Origin of the sequence: Photobacterium sp. TY1-4, assembly GCF_025398175.1 — a bacterium.
Lineage (GTDB): Bacteria > Pseudomonadota > Gammaproteobacteria > Enterobacterales > Vibrionaceae > Photobacterium.
In genome coordinates this window covers 1,900,573-1,916,519 of the sequence record NZ_CP099734.1, presented here as the reverse complement: position 1 = coordinate 1,916,519, position 15,947 = coordinate 1,900,573, and the positions used below count along the sequence as shown (strand labels likewise).

Sequence of the window (15,947 nt, the reverse complement as noted above, 5' to 3'; positions counted from 1 at the left end):
GCTGCACCTGTTTGGTGCGCTGCGGTTTCAGGTTCGGTTGTGAATAAAGGCGCTTTGAGCCGACAAGGTTTGGAGGTTGATCGGAATCGAAGTGTGATAGCCGTCGCCGGATGCGGGCGGACACCGGCTATCCGGGCGCTGGATGTCAACTTCGGGGGCTGATGCGCATCCGTTAATCGAGTTGGCCTGATAATTGCTGGATGCTCTATAGCACAGGATACGGCTTGAGAGAGTTGGCGGGCTGTCGGGCCATGGTTGAACACGGAACATTGATTGACGATACAGGGGATGTCTGATGAAAGATGAAACGATGACTGTCATTCTGGCTGGCGGAGAGGGGAAGCGTCTGTCACCGCTGACGGATAACCGGGCAAAACCGGCGGTTCCGTTCGGTGGAAAATATCGCATCATCGACTTTACCCTGACCAACTGTCTGCATTCCGGATTACGGCAAATCTTGGTTTTGACTCAGTATAAGTCTCACTCGTTGCAGAAGCACTTGCGGGACGGCTGGTCGGTCTTTAATCCGGAACTGGGGGAATATATTACCGCGGTTCCGCCGCAGATGCGCACCGGGGCAAGTTGGTATCAGGGCACGGCCGATGCGATTTATCAGAACCTGTATTTGTTGTCGCGCAGCAGCGCGAAGTATGTGGTGGTGCTCTCCGGCGATCATATTTACCGAATGGACTATGCGCCGATGCTGAAGCATCACAAAGAGACGCAGGCTGGCCTGACGGTGGCGTGCATGGAAGTGCCCCGTGAAGATGCCGGTGCATTTGGTGTCATGGAAGTGAACACACAGAACCAGGTGATTGCGTTTCAGGAAAAGCCGGAGCAGCCTGCTTGTATTCCCAACAAACCGCAATCAAGCCTGGTCTCGATGGGCATTTATATCTTCTCGATGGACACGCTGGTTGAGGTGCTGGAGCGGGATGCGATCAATGCGCAGTCCAGCCATGACTTTGGCAACGATATTATTCCCGGCTTGATCGATTCGGAACGTGTCTACGCCTATCAGTTCGGCGGTGCAGAGGGGCGGGTGAGCCAGGATGCGTATTGGCGCGATGTCGGGACGCTTGATGCGTTCTATCAGGCCAATATGGATTTGTTGGCGGTACAGCCGCCGTTGGATATCTATCAGCCAGACTGGCCGATACGCACGTATGAGCCACAGTTGCCGCCGGCCAGAACAGTGTCGTCCGCCACCGGTAATGAAGGGATCTTCATCAACTCGATGATTTCTGATGGCGTGGTGATCGCCGGGGGATCGGCGCAGAACTCGGTGCTGTTTCCACGGGTCTCGGTGAACAATGCCGCGGTGGTGATCAACAGTATTTTATTTGAAGGGGTCACGGTCGAAGAAGATGCCCACCTGGAAAATTGTATTGTCGATAAGCATGTCACCATTCCTGCCGGGACCGTGATCGGGGTGAACAAAAAGCAGGATGCAGCACGGTTTCAGATCTCCGAACAGGGCGTGGTCGTGATCCCGTCATCTTATCAATTTCCCGAAGTGGACCAGCTGAAGTGATGATGCCTGAGGCGCATCATTGGCTGCAGGTTTGACCGAAAAAGGTGATGAATTTCATCGGGAAACGGGCGTGATACACGTCTTGTTTTATACAAACTCTTTTGCGAATAGGGGGTGTTTGTGGTTTTATTCAGCGCAATCAACGCCGAAAAAACATAAGTTAAATCAATATGAATGGGGTGAATCTTTTGTTTTTACGGTTTTTTTGATGTTAATCAATTGTGTGCTAAATATTTTGTGTTTGGTTTTCTTGACCCAAAAGTAAGATCGACCGCAAATTTTCTAAAATCCAAGATTCCTCAGCATCCAGTAAAACGTATAGTTGGGAAGTGTTCTTTAAGTATAAAGCAGACGGCAACCGACCAAGTGAGATACTGAGTCTTGTCAGTGTGTCGAGGTCACGTTTCTTTAGGGATGGTTATGGATACACCAATTGAAATCTCAAAAGACAGTGGCGTCGTGTTTAATTACACATCGTTTTTATCTGCCTCCTGTCAATACCGGCTGACATTGATTGATGCGTTGAAGGCATTGATTCCATCATTGACGGTATCCTGGACCTCTGCGCTCCCCGAGGGTCTGTCAGACTCAGAAAAACTACAAGCGCAGGCACTGAAAGTGCTTTCCACCAGTACCAGCGATACCAATAATCTGATCCGTCTCATTCGGCTGGCTCGGCAGGAGCGGATTCAGGAGCTGCTGATCACCCTGCCATACGCGCTCGACAGCGAACAGCTCGATTACATTGAAGAAAGAGCAGAATGCAAGATCATTCTGGCTTCAGAGAGCGGGGAAGTGCTGCGCGCGATGCTCGTCGAGCAATAAGGTGTTGAAACCGACGGATATCGCATCAATCGTGAAAACAAGCCAGCCGAATCGACGGCTGGCTTGTTTGCATCTACGCGTTGGGTATCCAAGTGCTGAATATCCAAGAGCTCAGGCATCATATGCCCTGATAAAGCAACAGCACGGCACACCCGGCTGCGACGGTGAGCACACCCGCAGCTGCCTTTTCCTTTCTGGTGAATAGCCCCCTGTTTTGTTCCCGCTTGGCCCGGATATAGAAATACAGTCCCGGCAGGTACAGTAGAGCCGAAAGTAAGAGATAGTTCAGACCGGAAGCATACAGTAACCAGGCACCGTACAGGGTTGCACCCAGCCCGACCCAGAGCAGTGCTCCGCGTTCGCCTTGTTGAATCGCCAGCTTCAGGGTGTAGGCACCAACCAGGAAGTAAGGAACCAGGATCATCTCGGAAGCAATCACCAACAGTATGTCGTATGTACTCCCGGCGAAAGCCACAAAAATGAGCGCGACCTGAACACTCCCGTTGGTCAGCAGAAGTGATGCCACCGGGCTGCCGGCCTGGTTTTCACGGCGAAATGCGCGTGGGAACATATGCTCACGTGCTGCCAGATACGGCGCTTCTGAGGCCAGAACCGTCCAACTGAGAAAAGCGCCGCAGACCGAAATAATCAGCCCGCAACCAATCAGCACAGCGCCCCAGGGGCCGAGAATTTCTGTCAGCACTCGGGCCATGGATGGATTTTGGTAAGTCGCGAGCGTCGGGGTGGAAATGACCCCCATGGAAAGCACTGTGACCAGCACATAGATTGTTAGGGCGGTTAGTAACCCCAGAATGGTTGCTCGACCGATATCTTTGCGGTGTTTGGCGCGGCTGGACACCACGACGGCGCCTTCGATCCCGATAAAGACCCAAACTGTGATCAGCATGGTGCCTTTGACCTGAGCCAGTAGATCATGTTCCGCACCAAATTGCAGTCCGGTGAAATCAAAGAGAAAGGTTTCCCAGCGAAAGGCAATAAAGGCAAACACAATGAATAGGAACAGTGGAATGAGTTTGGCAATGGTGGTCAGAACATTGATCGCCGAGGCGGTTTGCACGCCTTTCAGTACCAGCGCATGGACCAGCCAAAGCAGGACGGAAGAGCCAATGACGGACAGCAAGGTATTGCCTTCACCAAACAGGATTTGATCGGGATGATCAAAAAACATCCCCAGGGTACTGAAGACAATGACCAGGTAAGAAACGTTCGCCAGCATCGCACTGAGCCAGTAGCCCCAGGCGGAGCAGAACCCGACAAAATCACCGAAGCCGGCTTGGGCGTAGCCGAACACCCCACTGGTAATGTCCGGTTTCAGTCGTGATAAGTATTGAAAAGCCAGCGCGAGAAAGATCATCCCGATCCCGGTGATCGTCCAGCCAATGATCACTGCTGCCGGGCTGGCAACGGTGGCCATATTTTGTGGAAGGCTGAAGACGCCGGCGCCAATCATCGAGCCGATAACCAGAGCGGTTAATGCCCCCAAGCCAAGTTTCTTTTCCATGTTGCAATATTCCGGTTGAAAAAACCATAAATCCAATCATGGATTGTATTTTATATCGCAATAAATGTATTAATCATGAAAATATCACTAAAAATGGCTCAATAATTAGTCATTAAATCCAGTAATGTGAGTTCAATGCAGAACCACCAACAGAATCGCTGGTGATTGGAATTTTATTGTTAGACAAGTGTATGCAAAAAAGTTGAACAAGGTTAGTGAAGGGTAACTTTATTTTTAAATTCACGATTAATTACAAAGGCATAGCTCGCGCTTGATTCCGCCGCGTGACGAATGTCTTCCCGCTCAAAGGTGTCGATCCTGCCGGTGGCAATCACAGCACTACAATTCCCGCTACTCAGCGCTTTTGCCATCAAGGCTTCGTCAGAGATGCCTTTTTTGTTTTTGAGCAGCAGCACTTTGTTGGTATCAATGCCGGCGCCCTTTAGTAGTTGCTTATCGATTAACGCCTCTTCCCCGATAAACATGATCCAGCGACTCTGCTGGCTGGCCTGTTTGAGCAATCGCAAAAAGTACGCTAATTGGGCCTGTGCTTCGTCTGAGAAGCAGACTTCAATCGGGCAGTTCACCGGCTGAACAGATGACGGCGAGTGAGCGGCCGTTGCACAAGTCGATTTGTAAACCTGAGATGCAGTGACTGATTGCGAGTTATCGAAATACGTTGTCATCGTTTGTCATCCTTACCAGTGGTTATATGTACATGCTGTATGTCTATACAGTAGTTTTATTCAGGCAGGGATGCAAGCTTTTTTGTGGCAAAACCGCCTAGAGGTTAAATCGCTATCGCTGGGTTTGGAGAGGTTTTGTTTATCCCTAACTAATTGATATTAATTATTTTTATTTGATTCGTTGTTTTTGTTTCAGCCCTGGTAAGGACCTGAATTATTTTGCTTTGAGTATTCAAACTTTGACGTGATTCACGTTGCTGGTGGGCTGGTTTATACAGGGATATACAGTACTGAACAGTGATAATCGGCTCTGTGGATGGCGCAAAATGTGCCGTCAAACTTAACAGTCAACGGCACTTGCTTTCTTGATTTCGCAGTGCGTTGGGTGAGTGAAGGCCGGTGAAAAGTCTGCCGGATTCGAATCAATACTGTCGTTTCCGCAATAAAATAAAATTAACATAACGTGTGTTGTGTAAAATCGTCTGGTTGCTATAATCCCGCCGAATCACTTCAATCATATGCTGCTTTTCAGGTGGTGATGCCGGCTTGAACCAACAGGTAAAGCAACGAGGTAGTGGTGTTTTGTTTTCGTCTTGCGAGCGATTTTCATGATGGTGGTAACTGCTCGTTGAGAGAAAAAAACATGATGACGGGAGCGCTTTGCCATGCCTTAGCGCTTGTCCCTTCCCAAATTCAGTACGGTATTGCGGAGAGCTGAATGGCAGACAAATACTTACGTTTTAAAACCGTTTCTATGTTGTTGCTTGCTGCAACGATGCTTACGGCATGTGAGCAAGCGCCACAACAAACCAAGGCGATGGTTTCCAGGCCGGTTAAATTATTTATGGTGGGTGAGAATTCAGCTAACCGGGTTTTTAAATTTCCCGGGAGTGTTGCTGCGGTCAAGCAAGCTGACATGGCTTTTGAAGTTCCCGGGCGGATTATCGACTTTCCGGTTACTGAAGGAGAGTTAGTTCAAGCGGGGACTGTCCTGGCGACGTTGGATCCGACGACTTATGAAGCAGAGCGTGATCGGGCGCGTGCGGAACGCAGCGCGGCGCAAACTGATTTTCATCGCTACCAGGTGGCGTTTGAACGAAAAGCTGTGACGAAACAACAGTTGGACATTGCGCGTCGAAACCTGGATGTTGCTGAAGCGAGCCTTCGTCAAGCCAATAAAATTCTTGACGATACTATTTTACGGGCGCCATTTACCGGGCGTCTTGCCCGTAAAGTGGTTGAAGACTATGCCAATGTTCAGGCCAAGCAAACGGTGTTGATCTTGCAAGGCGATGATGCTTTGGAAATGAAGGTTCATGTGTCTGAAACGGACTGGGTGCGTGGAAAAAACGTGGATACCATTGATGAGTTAGAAATTAACTCTCACATCCATGTTGAATTGAGCACATTACCGGGACAGATGATTCCGGCTAAGATCACGTCTTTTTCCAGCATGGCTGATCCGATTACTCGCACGTTTGAGGTCACTGTCGGCTTTGAGGCGCCGGAAGGAGCCAGTATCAGTCCGGGGATGACAGGTCGCGTGATTTATGAGCTGCCGCAGGAACCGAGTCAGGTCACTTTGCTGGTGCCGACCAACTCGGTGGTCTACGCACAATTTAATCTGTTGCTGGTCCCGGCAAATGCCGTGCTTGCGACAACTGATAAAACATCGTTTGTCTGGCTCTATGATCAAGATACCGGCACGGTTTCACAGAGAATCATCACCTTAGGTGATCCTGTTGGGGATAGTATCCATGTGAAGTCCGGGCTTGTTCGGGGCGATAAGATTGCGGTTTCAGGCACTCGATCGTTAGGTGATGGTTATCCTGTACATGCGATGCAGGAGTGACGAGATGAATATTGCCTCTGTCGCGATTAAACATCGCGTTGTGACGTTGGTTTTCACCTTCGTCTTGTTTGCCACAGGCTTATTCGCTTACGGCAATATGAGTCGTTTGGAAGATCCTGAGTTCACGATTAAAGAAGCTTTGATTATCACACCGTATCCCGGCGCATCGGCGCTGGAAGTTGAGCAGGAAGTCAGTGATGAACTGGAACAAGCAGTCCAGCAGCTGGGTCAGCTCGAACGTGTGAAGTCAAAGTCGGAGCGTGGTTTGTCGACGCTCACGGTGACCATGAAAGATAATTATGACAAAGCCACTTTGCCGCAGGTGTGGGACGAACTGCGTCGGAAAGTCAGTGATGCGCAACGGGAACTTCCCCCGGGTGCCGGCACACCAATAGTCTTTGATGATTACGGTGATGTTTATAGTATTTTCACCGTTGTGACCGGCGATGGTTATAGCTATGCCGAGATCAAAGACTATGTCGACAATCTGAAACGCGAGCTTTTGCTGGTTCAGGATGTTGGCAAAGTGACGACGTTTGCCGAGCGTCGTGAAGCCATTTACGTTGAGTTTAATCGCAGCCGGATGTCGCAACTGGGGATTCAGCCGGACGCAATTATGGAGTCTTTACGTCAACAAGGCATGGCGGTTGATGCCGGTCGTGCGCGGCTTGGCTCCTCATTTGTGACCATGATGCCGACCGGAGGGCTGCGTTCGGTTACTGACTTTGAATCATTGTTAATCAGCAGTGGCAATGGGAGCCGGCAGATCTATTTGCGTGATATTGCGGATGTGAAGCGGGACTATGTGGATCCGGTAACGGCTGAAATTCGTTTTGATGGTCAGGTCGGAGTAGGCTTAGGGATCTCTACTGTTTCCGGCGGTAATGTCGTGACGATGGGGGAGGCCGTACAGGCACGATTAGCTGAACTGGAGAACGTGCGGCCGCTTGGTATGGCCTTGCACACCGTTTCGATGCAATCAGAATCTGTGACAACCGCGCTATCGGGGTTTGTGGAAAGCCTGATTGAAGCCACAGCGATTGTTGTTGGGGTTCTGCTGCTGTTTATGGGGCTGCGCAGCGGGTTACTGATTGGTTTTGTGCTGGTGCTGACGATTGTCGGCTCATTTATCTTCCTCGATCCCATGGGTGTTGCGCTGGAACGTGTTTCTTTAGGTGCTCTGATCATTGCGCTGGGGATGCTGGTCGACAATGCGATTGTTGTGGTCGACGGGATACAGATCCGAATGCAAAAGGGAAAAGGGGCGGAGGAGTCAGCCATTGAAGTAGTGAAAGACACCGCCTGGCCTCTGCTTGCAGCCACATTAATTGCGATACTGGCCTTTGCCGCAATTGGTACTTCACAGGATGAAACCGGGGAATTTTGCCGTTCATTATTCCAGGTGGTGATGGTGTCATTGATGTTGAGTTGGCTGACGGCTGTGACCATCACACCGCTCCTGTGCGTGATGTTCCTCAAGAAGCCAACAGTGAAGGAAGCGGAGGCTGAGCCCTACAGCGGCGGTTTTTACCTTGGCTATCAGCGGTTATTACGGGCCTGTATTCGCCATCGTTACCTGAGCTCCGCTTCCGTCGTGGGCATATTCGCAGTTTCCATGTGGGGGTTTACTTTGATAGAGCAGAACTTTCTGCCAAGTGCGACGCGACCGCAGTTCCAGGTTGATTACTGGTTACCCCAAGGGACGCACTTTGATGTCACCCGTCAGGATGCGGAAAAAGTTGAGCAGCTGTTGCTGAAACAGGAAGGGGTCACGCATGTGACTTCCAGCCTTGGCCAAGGGGCGTTGCGCTTTTTGCTGACCTACCAGCCGGAGCAGCCAAATTCCGCTTATGCACAGTTCTTGGTCAGTGTGGAAGACGCAGAGGTGATTGATGCGTTGTTGCCTAAGGTCGAGGCAGAACTCGCCGCTGAGTTTCCCGATGCCTTGTCTTATGCATCAACATTCCTGCTGGGACCCGGGTCTACCGGTAAGATACAGGCAAGAATTAGCGGTCCGGATATCAATGAATTGAGACGCCTGGCCGGTGAGGTTGAAGCGATCTATCGCGGCGATCCCAATACGAAGTCAATTCGCACTGACTGGCGGCAGCCGGTCAAAATGGTCAGAGCGGTGTTAGCTGAAGAGCAGTCGAACATCAATGGCATTACTCGGCCGATGGTCGCCAGTACAATTCAGGAGGGTTTCCAGGGGGTGACAGCAGGTTTATACCGTGAAGCGGATTTGATTTTGCCCATCATTGTTCGTGCGGATGAAATGACCCGTAGCCGTCTGGATAATTTATCGAATCTACAAATCTGGAGCCCGGTTGCACAGAAAATGATCCCTTTACGCCAGGTTGTCCATGAGTTTGAAACAACCTTTGAAGATGAGATCATCCATCGTCGTGACCGGCAGCGAACGATTACCGTCTTTGCTGATCCGATTACCGGGAATGCGAGTCAGATATTTACGCGTTTACGTCCACAAGTGGAAGCGTTAGCGTTGCCGCCTGGTTACAAGTTGGCGTGGGGAGGGGAGTATGAAGACTCCGGTAAAGCTGAAGCCGGACTGGCCTCAACGATTCCAATCTATGTGTTAGGGATGATTTTGCTCACCATCATGATGTTTAACTCGTTGCGTCAGCCTTTGGTGATCTGGTTATGTGTTCCCCTGGCACTGATTGGTGTCACGATTGGTTTATTGAGCACCGGTCAGCCCTTCGGTTTCATGGCCTTGCTTGGATTCCTGAGTCTGGTGGGGATGCTCATCAAGAATGCGATTGTGTTGATTGAGGAAATCAACCTGCTCAGTGGAAAAGGCAAAGACCTGCTATCGGTGATTGTTGAGGCATCTGTGAGCCGTCTGCGTCCGGTATCTATGGCGGCGCTGACCACGGTGCTTGGGATGATTCCCCTGATCTTTGACGCTTTTTTTGCGCCAATGGCGGTTACGATTATTGGCGGACTGTCGTTTGCTACGCTCCTGACCATGATCGTGCTTCCGGTGCTTTACGCGTTGTTCTACAGGGTGAAACTGAACGAATGACTGGATAGGTTCAATGGGGACGGCCTGGTTTTCAGAAACTGAACACCAGGCCGTTTTCCTGTTCGTATTAAAATAAAAGCCGGATTGAAGTCATCTATCCAACAGTGCGGCGTATTGATGTGATGGCGTTGTTAGGGGGCGAGCATCTGTGGCGGCGCAATCAGTTTCGCGATGGCGTCCAGTAGTGTTTGAATACGTTCGGGCGTAAATCGCTCAGGTTCAAACGGCATCAAGATCATCCAGCCGTCGCACATCGCACTTAATTGATCGGCAAGTATGGCGGCAGGAATGTCTTTTCGGATAACCCCTTGGCATTGACCTTTCTCGATAACAGAGGCAAATTTAGCCAGAAAATTTGCATTGCGTTGGGCTAATACTGTGGCGAATGCGGGCTCATGCTTTGCGTGGGCTAATAACTGAATAAACACTAGCCATAAATCAGTTTCGCTGGTCTCTGGCCAGGTTAAAAATTGTTGCATTAACTGTTTGATATCGATGTTTTCGGTATCCACGTTCAGCAAGTTGTCGACTCTATTGAATAGTTCTTCAATCACTGCGGTGATCATCTCTTCTTTATTCGCAAAGTAATAAGTCACGGCGCCAGTCGTGCCCCCGAATCGCTTGGCGACTTTGCGCAGCGAAGCGCCGGCATATCCTTCTTCCGCGGTGACAGCAATGGCGGCTGCGAGTAGTTCAGCACGCTTCGATTCGTGGTCGCCGACAGGCCTGCCACGTCGCTTGGGTTTACTTGCAGCTTCTGATTGTTGTGGAGCGTTGAGCGCCCGTGAATCTGGCTTAGTCATAAGAAAACTTCGAGGTTAGAGAATGATCATCGGGGAGTCATGTTTAGCGAATTCATCATACTCCCGCTGTGATTACATGAGAATAGTGATTTTACCTGCTGCAACATTTTCGTGTAGCAAAGTCTTTGAATCAGCAAAAATAACAGCAGTGTTTTCTGAAAGCGACGAGTACACGTTGCCGGTAAATGAAGCAGCCCCGGACGGCTGCTTCACTCTGTGAGATACCGCGACAATCAAGCTGCCTTCACCACCTGGTTTCTCCCGTTTCGCTTGGCTTGATAGAGAGCGTTGTCCGCAAATTTCAGGGCATCTTTCGGCGATGTGGTGTCGATTTGGCACTGAACCACACCCAGGGAAATGGTGATACAGAAACGTTCCGTCATTTTATGCTGTGCGACGTTTTGGCGTAAGCGCTCGGCAATCCGTTCTGCAATTTCTACAGTTGTATTCGGCAGAAAGATGAGGAACTCTTCTCCGCCACTGCGACAGAGCGCGTCATCCTTGCGGGAGTTGTGACGCATTAGCTGCGCCAGAGATTGAATGACCTGATCACCGACATCGTGACCGTAACGGTCATTGATTTGCTTAAAGTGATCGATATCTAAGGAAATGACGGCGAAGTCCTGCTTTACATCCTGATAGTAATCCAGAACTTTTTGCATTCCCCTGCGGTTATAGAGCCCGGTCATCGGGTCGGTATGACTGTCTGCCTGTAGTCTGGATATTTTCTCGTTGAGCAAGCCGACACCTTTGAGAATCGCGCTTTTGAGTAGGGCGGATTCAAAATACCAGGAGCTGATGGATTGAATGCGATCCTGTGCCTGTTTTTGGTCCAGAACCCGGGCGTTGTTCGCGAGCTCTTTCAGTGGCCGGGCAATCAGCAGCGCTGAGACCCAAATGAACACTAAGGTGATGAGCGTTAAGGGGAGGGTTTTGACCGAGAAGACCTGAATTTGCTCTTCCAGTTTGGTCAGGGTAACGGCTTTGGGCCGTTGTGCCACCACGCTCCAGCCGGTGCGGGCAATGGGAGCATATCCGGCCAGCATGTCGATCCCACGCGAGTTGGTTATTTCCGCCTCGCCACTTTGTTGTTTGATGACGGCCTGAAGAAAACCGTTGACGGTGACTTTTTCTCCAATCCGGTTGGGATCCTGATGATAGAGCAGCACGCCGCTCTGATCGACGACATACACATAGGTGCCGTCCTGATAGTAATGTTGGCCCAGCAAATTACCCAGGATGCCGTTCTCCTGCAGATAAATGGTGCCGGCCACATAGCCCAGATAGTGACCATCAGCGCTAAAAATAGGATGCGAGATGCTGATCAGGTAATTGCCGACCGGGGAGATAAAAGGATTGGATATGATCGGCTTTTGGGCGTGGAAAGCTTCGATGGCATCGGGCGTTGAAAGCTGTCTTCCTTTTAGGTTCAGAACACTTGGCGATGCAGCAACGATGGTGGCATCGGCATTTACAATAAAAACGGAATCGAAGAGGGCATTTTGTTTGTGTAAGCGCGTTGCTTCCGTTTGCAGGTACGATTCGTCATCCATGTGTGCGGCGATTAGATCGGCACTGTATTGAAGCTGGCTTTGGGCGACGGCAAAAAAGTTGTCGGTATCTTTCGCCAGCTTGGCGGAATAGGCCCGATTGGCTTCTAAAGTATTGTTAATCAGTAAATCGCGTTGTACCTGGTAAGTGGCACAAAAACTGTTTCCCAGCGTGATCAAGACGCTGAGCAAGGCCAGCGAGAGTATCAGCAGGCGAAGGTTCAATCGTTGCAGAACATGAAATGACATTTGGTTATTGGCGCTCAAAGCAAGCTTCTCCAAGGGGCGTCAGGATTAGTCGTTATTGTTTTGATCACTGAGGGTCTCAGTCAGTACTATTTTTCTGGCACATCATTAAGGGCAGGCGGCAAATGATATTGTTAACAGAGGCTTAAGGCAAAGGGTGTGTGTTGAGTTTGTGGTAGATGCAGGTTTGCTGGCGAAAGTTCGTCAATTTTATGACGTTTGTTTGTGATGAAACTAACAAATCAATATGAAGGGTAGGGACTATGCTGTATCAGCCTTGAACGGATGCCACTCATTACTTGAGTGATTGTTCAAGTATGTCTATATTGATGACGAGTTTTCAAGGACTGACGGGCCTTATTGGCCAGGAGAGAATATGTCAAACGAATATATAGTACCCGAAGTGTGGACGATGGATTCCGAAAATGGAGGCGAGTGGGCCAGTATCAACCGGCCTGATGCCGGTGCCCGATACGATCAGGCGCTTCCCGTTGGTTCGCACCCGTTGCAACTGTACTCCCTGGGGACGCCCAACGGGCAGAAAGTCACCATTATGCTTGAAGAACTCCTGGCGGATGGGGTGACTGAGGCGGAATATGATGCCCACCTGATTCAGATTGGCGAAGGGGAGCAATTTTCATCCGGATTTGTTGAGGTCAACCCGAACTCCAAGATCCCGGCGTTGGTGGACCGTTCAACAGATACGCCGGTGAACGTGTTCGAATCCGGGGCGATTCTGTTGTATCTGGCCGAAAAATTTAATCGCTTGTTACCGACAGAGCCGTCGGCTCGGACCCAGATGATGAACTGGCTGTTCTGGCTTCAGGGCTCAGCGCCGTACCTGGGCGGTGGATTTGGTCACTTTTATGCTTATGCGCCGGAAAAGTTTGAATATCCGATCAATCGCTTTTCGATGGAAGCGAAACGGCAGTTGGATGTGCTCGATAAACAACTGGCGTGCCATGCATTTATTGCCGGGGATGAGTACAGCATTGCAGATATCGCAGTGTGGCCATGGTACGGGAACCTGGTCCTGGGCAAATTGTACGATGCGGCGGTGTTTCTTGATGTTGAGCGTTACCAACATGTCTTGCGCTGGGCGAAAGAGATTGCGCAGCGTCCCGCCGTGCAACGGGGAAGAATTGTCAATCGCACCTGGGGAGAAGACTGGGAGATTCTGGCTGAGCGTCATCATGCCGCCGACATTGACGAAGTGTTGAACAAACACCCTTAACCTCAACAGATTCCTGCCTTTCAGGCGCTGATGCGTTTTCAGGTTAATCCGCTGTTTTTGGATGGGCGCCGGCATTCGATGCAATGCGGTGCCCTTTGATGATGTGAGGCGCCGTTTACCGGGCGCTATTCACACAAACGCTCTGATTATTTAGAGGGTGAGATCAGCACAAGTGTGATCAATTGCGTATTATTTATCACGAATCATCGGTAGCTTCTTTCAAAGCGGATCGGTCCGTTTTTCACCTTGTGTTGAGTATGGTCTGTTTGGCGATCGCCAATAGCAAGACAATGAGTCGGCGCAAAACGTGATTGAAATACAGTTTGGGATTCGCGAATAAGGTTCATGGTTAACCCGGGAGGAATTGATATGTCGGAACAGATGCTCAAATCATCGATCGCGACCGTGCAGTGTGGTGTTGCAAGAGCTGATGGAAAATTGTGGGTCACCGAATCCGAGCTTCAGTTTGAACCGCATAATCAGGCGTTTGGTTTAGGTCCCTATCGAATTGAGCGAAAATCGATTGCCCGTGTCGAAAAGTGCTTGGAGAAAGGGGGCGGTTTTATTCCCGTCACATCAGATGCAATTCGGATCACCTTATCAGATGGTCAAGTTTTTGAGTTTATTCTGGCCAACCCGGAGCAATGGCTGGCTGTTCTACGCCATGAAAGAACCGGCTGTCTCTGAACCTTCTCCATATGTGGCAAAAGTGTCTTATGAATTTTCCTGTCTGTAACCCATTGATGACGATTTCATTTTTCAAATGTTAATGTTTTTCGTATAACTCATTGAAAAACGATACGAAATGATATTCAATCGATTGATGTTGCGCTTCGTGCGCATCATTTATCGTTTGTGGGAGCGTTACCTAGGGGCGGTAGCATGGGAAATGACCATGCCGGATGGATTTATCATGGCTGAGCCGCTCCTCAACTTCACCAATTCAACATTGGACTAACCTTCAGCCTTTATGGCTCTTTTCTGGTGTCGTCTGTTTCAGGGCAGGTGTGCAGACTCGTGGTCACTTGCCCTCAGCAATATTCAATTCAATGGAACAGGAACAAGCATGCCAAAAGCGAAAATTGCCTTGGAAATTGAAGGTGATACGTTTAACCCATTTCCGGAACCCTTGAAAACCCGGCTCGGCAGCGCCGAGTGCAGGAGTCTGGGGGATTCGTTCGGACTGTCACAGTTTGGGGTCAACCTGGAAGTTTTACAGCCTGGTGCTCAGTCGGCTTTGCGGCACTGGCACACCGAGTCGGATGAGTTTTTGTATGTGTTATCCGGCGCCTTGGTGCTGGTGACCGATGAAGGTGAGCAGACATTACAGTCGGGGATGTGTGTCGGTTTTCCTGCGGGAAAAGAGAACGGGCATCACTTGATCAACCGAAGCTCTGAAATTGCGACCTTCATCGTGGTTGGCAGCCGGGTGAACGGCGATGAAGCCGTGTATCCGGATGATGATTTTAAATGGGTCGTCACCGATGACGGAGCATGGATCGCATCGCGAAAAGATGGCACGCCTTATCGGTAATAGCACTTGATGAAATAGCGCTTTGAATGATTTTTTAGATGAACGTTTTGCTTTGAATGTAGGGACATATGATGAACTCGCGGATGATGGTCTTGCTTGTGTTTTGCTTTCTGGGGGCGTTTTCCGCGAATGCGGCGCCGGCTGACTATCACGTCGGATTTCGCAAAGTGATGGTTGAATCCCGGGACACCGGCGAGAAATTCCCGATGTCGGTGGTGTATCCGACGCAGACGCCCGAAACCCGGGTTCAATTCGGGCCGTTTGCCATGGAGCTCGCGATTGGCAGCGAGATATCATCCGGTCACTTTCCGCTGGTTCTCATCTCTCACGGTTCGGGTGGGAGTAATTTGGCGCATCGGAGTATTGCTTTTGCGCTGGCCCGTAAAGGATTTGTGGTCGGCATGCCGCTCCATCCGGGAAACAACTTTGAGAATAATCAGGCCGAAGGGACGACGCGTAACTGGCAGAACCGGCCGAAGCATCTTCAAGCGGCCATTGATGCGTTGGTGACGCACCCACAGCTGTCCAAGCGTCTGGATGTCGGGAGGATTGCGGTGATAGGGCATTCCATGGGCGGCTATGCAGCGTTAGCGGCTGCCGGGGCTGTTGCGGATACCGGCCAGATCATCGAGCAGTGTACATCGCAGACGGACATGAAAGACCCGTTTTGCCTGAGTGTTCAGGGCAACCAGCTCACGGCAGTACGGATTGAAAATCCCAAAGATCCGCGCATCAAAGCCGCGGTGCTGATGGCGCCGGTCGGCTTGGTTTTTCGCGCCGCAGATGCTTTCGCAAAGGTTGACATTCCGATGCTGCTTATCCGGGCCGGAAAGGATGAAGAGTTAACGGAGCCCTATCACTCAGCGGTGATTGCGGCAGGCTATACAGGGAAGACACACAATAACGGCAAAGCGAAGCTCACTGAGGTGACGATTCAAAATGCCGGCCATTACGCATTTATTACGCCGTATCCGGAATCCATCAAAGCTGAACTCGGCGTGGTTGCTGAAGACCCGGCGGGGTTTGACCGGAGCGTGTTCCATCAAGAGTTGAGTGCCATGATTGTGGCATATCTGACACAGACGCTGAAAAACACCGAATGACCCCACCACTGA

General features: G+C 50.4%; 12 protein-coding genes. 8 read left to right on the top strand and 4 right to left on the bottom strand.

The features are described 5' to 3' along the window. Positions 1 to 295: 295 nt before the first annotated feature. Positions 296 to 1,534 (top strand): glucose-1-phosphate adenylyltransferase, encoded by a 1,239-nt coding sequence (gene glgC, locus NH461_RS09115; protein WP_261600056.1) that lies wholly within the window; start codon positions 296 to 298, stop codon positions 1,532 to 1,534. A gap of 420 nt (positions 1,535 to 1,954) precedes the next feature. Then, a complete protein-coding gene (locus tag NH461_RS09110; protein ID WP_261600055.1) occupies positions 1,955 to 2,359 on the top strand; it encodes a hypothetical protein in 405 nt (134 codons plus the stop codon). A gap of 118 nt (positions 2,360 to 2,477) precedes the next feature. Here NH461_RS09110 and NH461_RS09105 read toward each other — a convergent pair whose 3' ends face one another. After that, on the bottom strand, positions 2,478 to 3,881 hold the full coding sequence (locus tag NH461_RS09105; protein WP_261600054.1) for a basic amino acid/polyamine antiporter: 1,404 nt from the start codon (positions 3,879 to 3,881) through the stop codon (positions 2,478 to 2,480). A 212-nt stretch (positions 3,882 to 4,093) separates the two neighbouring features. Continuing rightward, a complete protein-coding gene (locus NH461_RS09100; protein ID WP_261600053.1) occupies positions 4,094 to 4,567 on the bottom strand; it encodes a cell division inhibitor SulA in 474 nt (157 codons plus the stop codon). 718 nt (positions 4,568 to 5,285) lie between these two features. Here NH461_RS09100 and NH461_RS09095 point away from each other — a divergent pair. Both NH461_RS09095 and NH461_RS09090 read left to right on the top strand, forming a co-directional pair. Further along, complete coding sequence (locus tag NH461_RS09095; protein WP_261600052.1) at positions 5,286 to 6,419, top strand: efflux RND transporter periplasmic adaptor subunit; 1,134 nt, start codon at positions 5,286 to 5,288, stop codon at positions 6,417 to 6,419. 4 nt (positions 6,420 to 6,423) lie between these two features. Beyond that, positions 6,424 to 9,465, top strand: coding sequence for an efflux RND transporter permease subunit (locus NH461_RS09090; RefSeq protein ID WP_261600051.1), 3,042 nt, complete (start codon positions 6,424 to 6,426; stop codon positions 9,463 to 9,465). Between the two features lie 131 nt (positions 9,466 to 9,596). Here NH461_RS09090 and NH461_RS09085 read toward each other — a convergent pair whose 3' ends face one another. Both NH461_RS09085 and NH461_RS09080 read right to left on the bottom strand, forming a co-directional pair. Further along, positions 9,597 to 10,268: a TetR/AcrR family transcriptional regulator gene (locus NH461_RS09085; RefSeq protein WP_261600050.1), complete on the bottom strand. Its 672-nt coding sequence runs from the start codon at positions 10,266 to 10,268 to the stop codon at positions 9,597 to 9,599. A gap of 233 nt (positions 10,269 to 10,501) precedes the next feature. Next, positions 10,502 to 12,085 carry a sensor domain-containing diguanylate cyclase gene (locus NH461_RS09080; RefSeq protein WP_261600049.1) on the bottom strand — a complete coding sequence of 528 codons (1,584 nt, stop codon included), beginning with the start codon at positions 12,083 to 12,085 and terminating at the stop codon, positions 10,502 to 10,504. A gap of 355 nt (positions 12,086 to 12,440) precedes the next feature. Between NH461_RS09080 and yghU the strand changes: the two genes are divergently transcribed. The 4 genes from yghU to NH461_RS09060 all read left to right on the top strand — a co-directional run bounded on the left by yghU (position 12,441) and on the right by NH461_RS09060 (position 15,935). After that, positions 12,441 to 13,298 (top strand): glutathione-dependent disulfide-bond oxidoreductase, encoded by an 858-nt coding sequence (yghU, locus tag NH461_RS09075; protein WP_261600048.1) that lies wholly within the window; start codon positions 12,441 to 12,443, stop codon positions 13,296 to 13,298. A 369-nt stretch (positions 13,299 to 13,667) separates the two neighbouring features. Next, the gene (locus tag NH461_RS09070; protein ID WP_261600047.1) at positions 13,668 to 13,985 is read left to right on the top strand and encodes a hypothetical protein; all 318 of its coding nucleotides are present in this window, start codon (positions 13,668 to 13,670) and stop codon (positions 13,983 to 13,985) included. A gap of 379 nt (positions 13,986 to 14,364) precedes the next feature. Then, a complete protein-coding gene (locus NH461_RS09065; RefSeq protein WP_261600046.1) occupies positions 14,365 to 14,832 on the top strand; it encodes a cupin domain-containing protein in 468 nt (155 codons plus the stop codon). Positions 14,833 to 14,915: 83 nt separating this feature from the next. Then, positions 14,916 to 15,935 carry an alpha/beta hydrolase family protein gene (locus tag NH461_RS09060; RefSeq protein ID WP_261600045.1) on the top strand — a complete coding sequence of 340 codons (1,020 nt, stop codon included), beginning with the start codon at positions 14,916 to 14,918 and terminating at the stop codon, positions 15,933 to 15,935. The last annotated feature ends 12 nt before the right edge of the window (positions 15,936 to 15,947 follow it).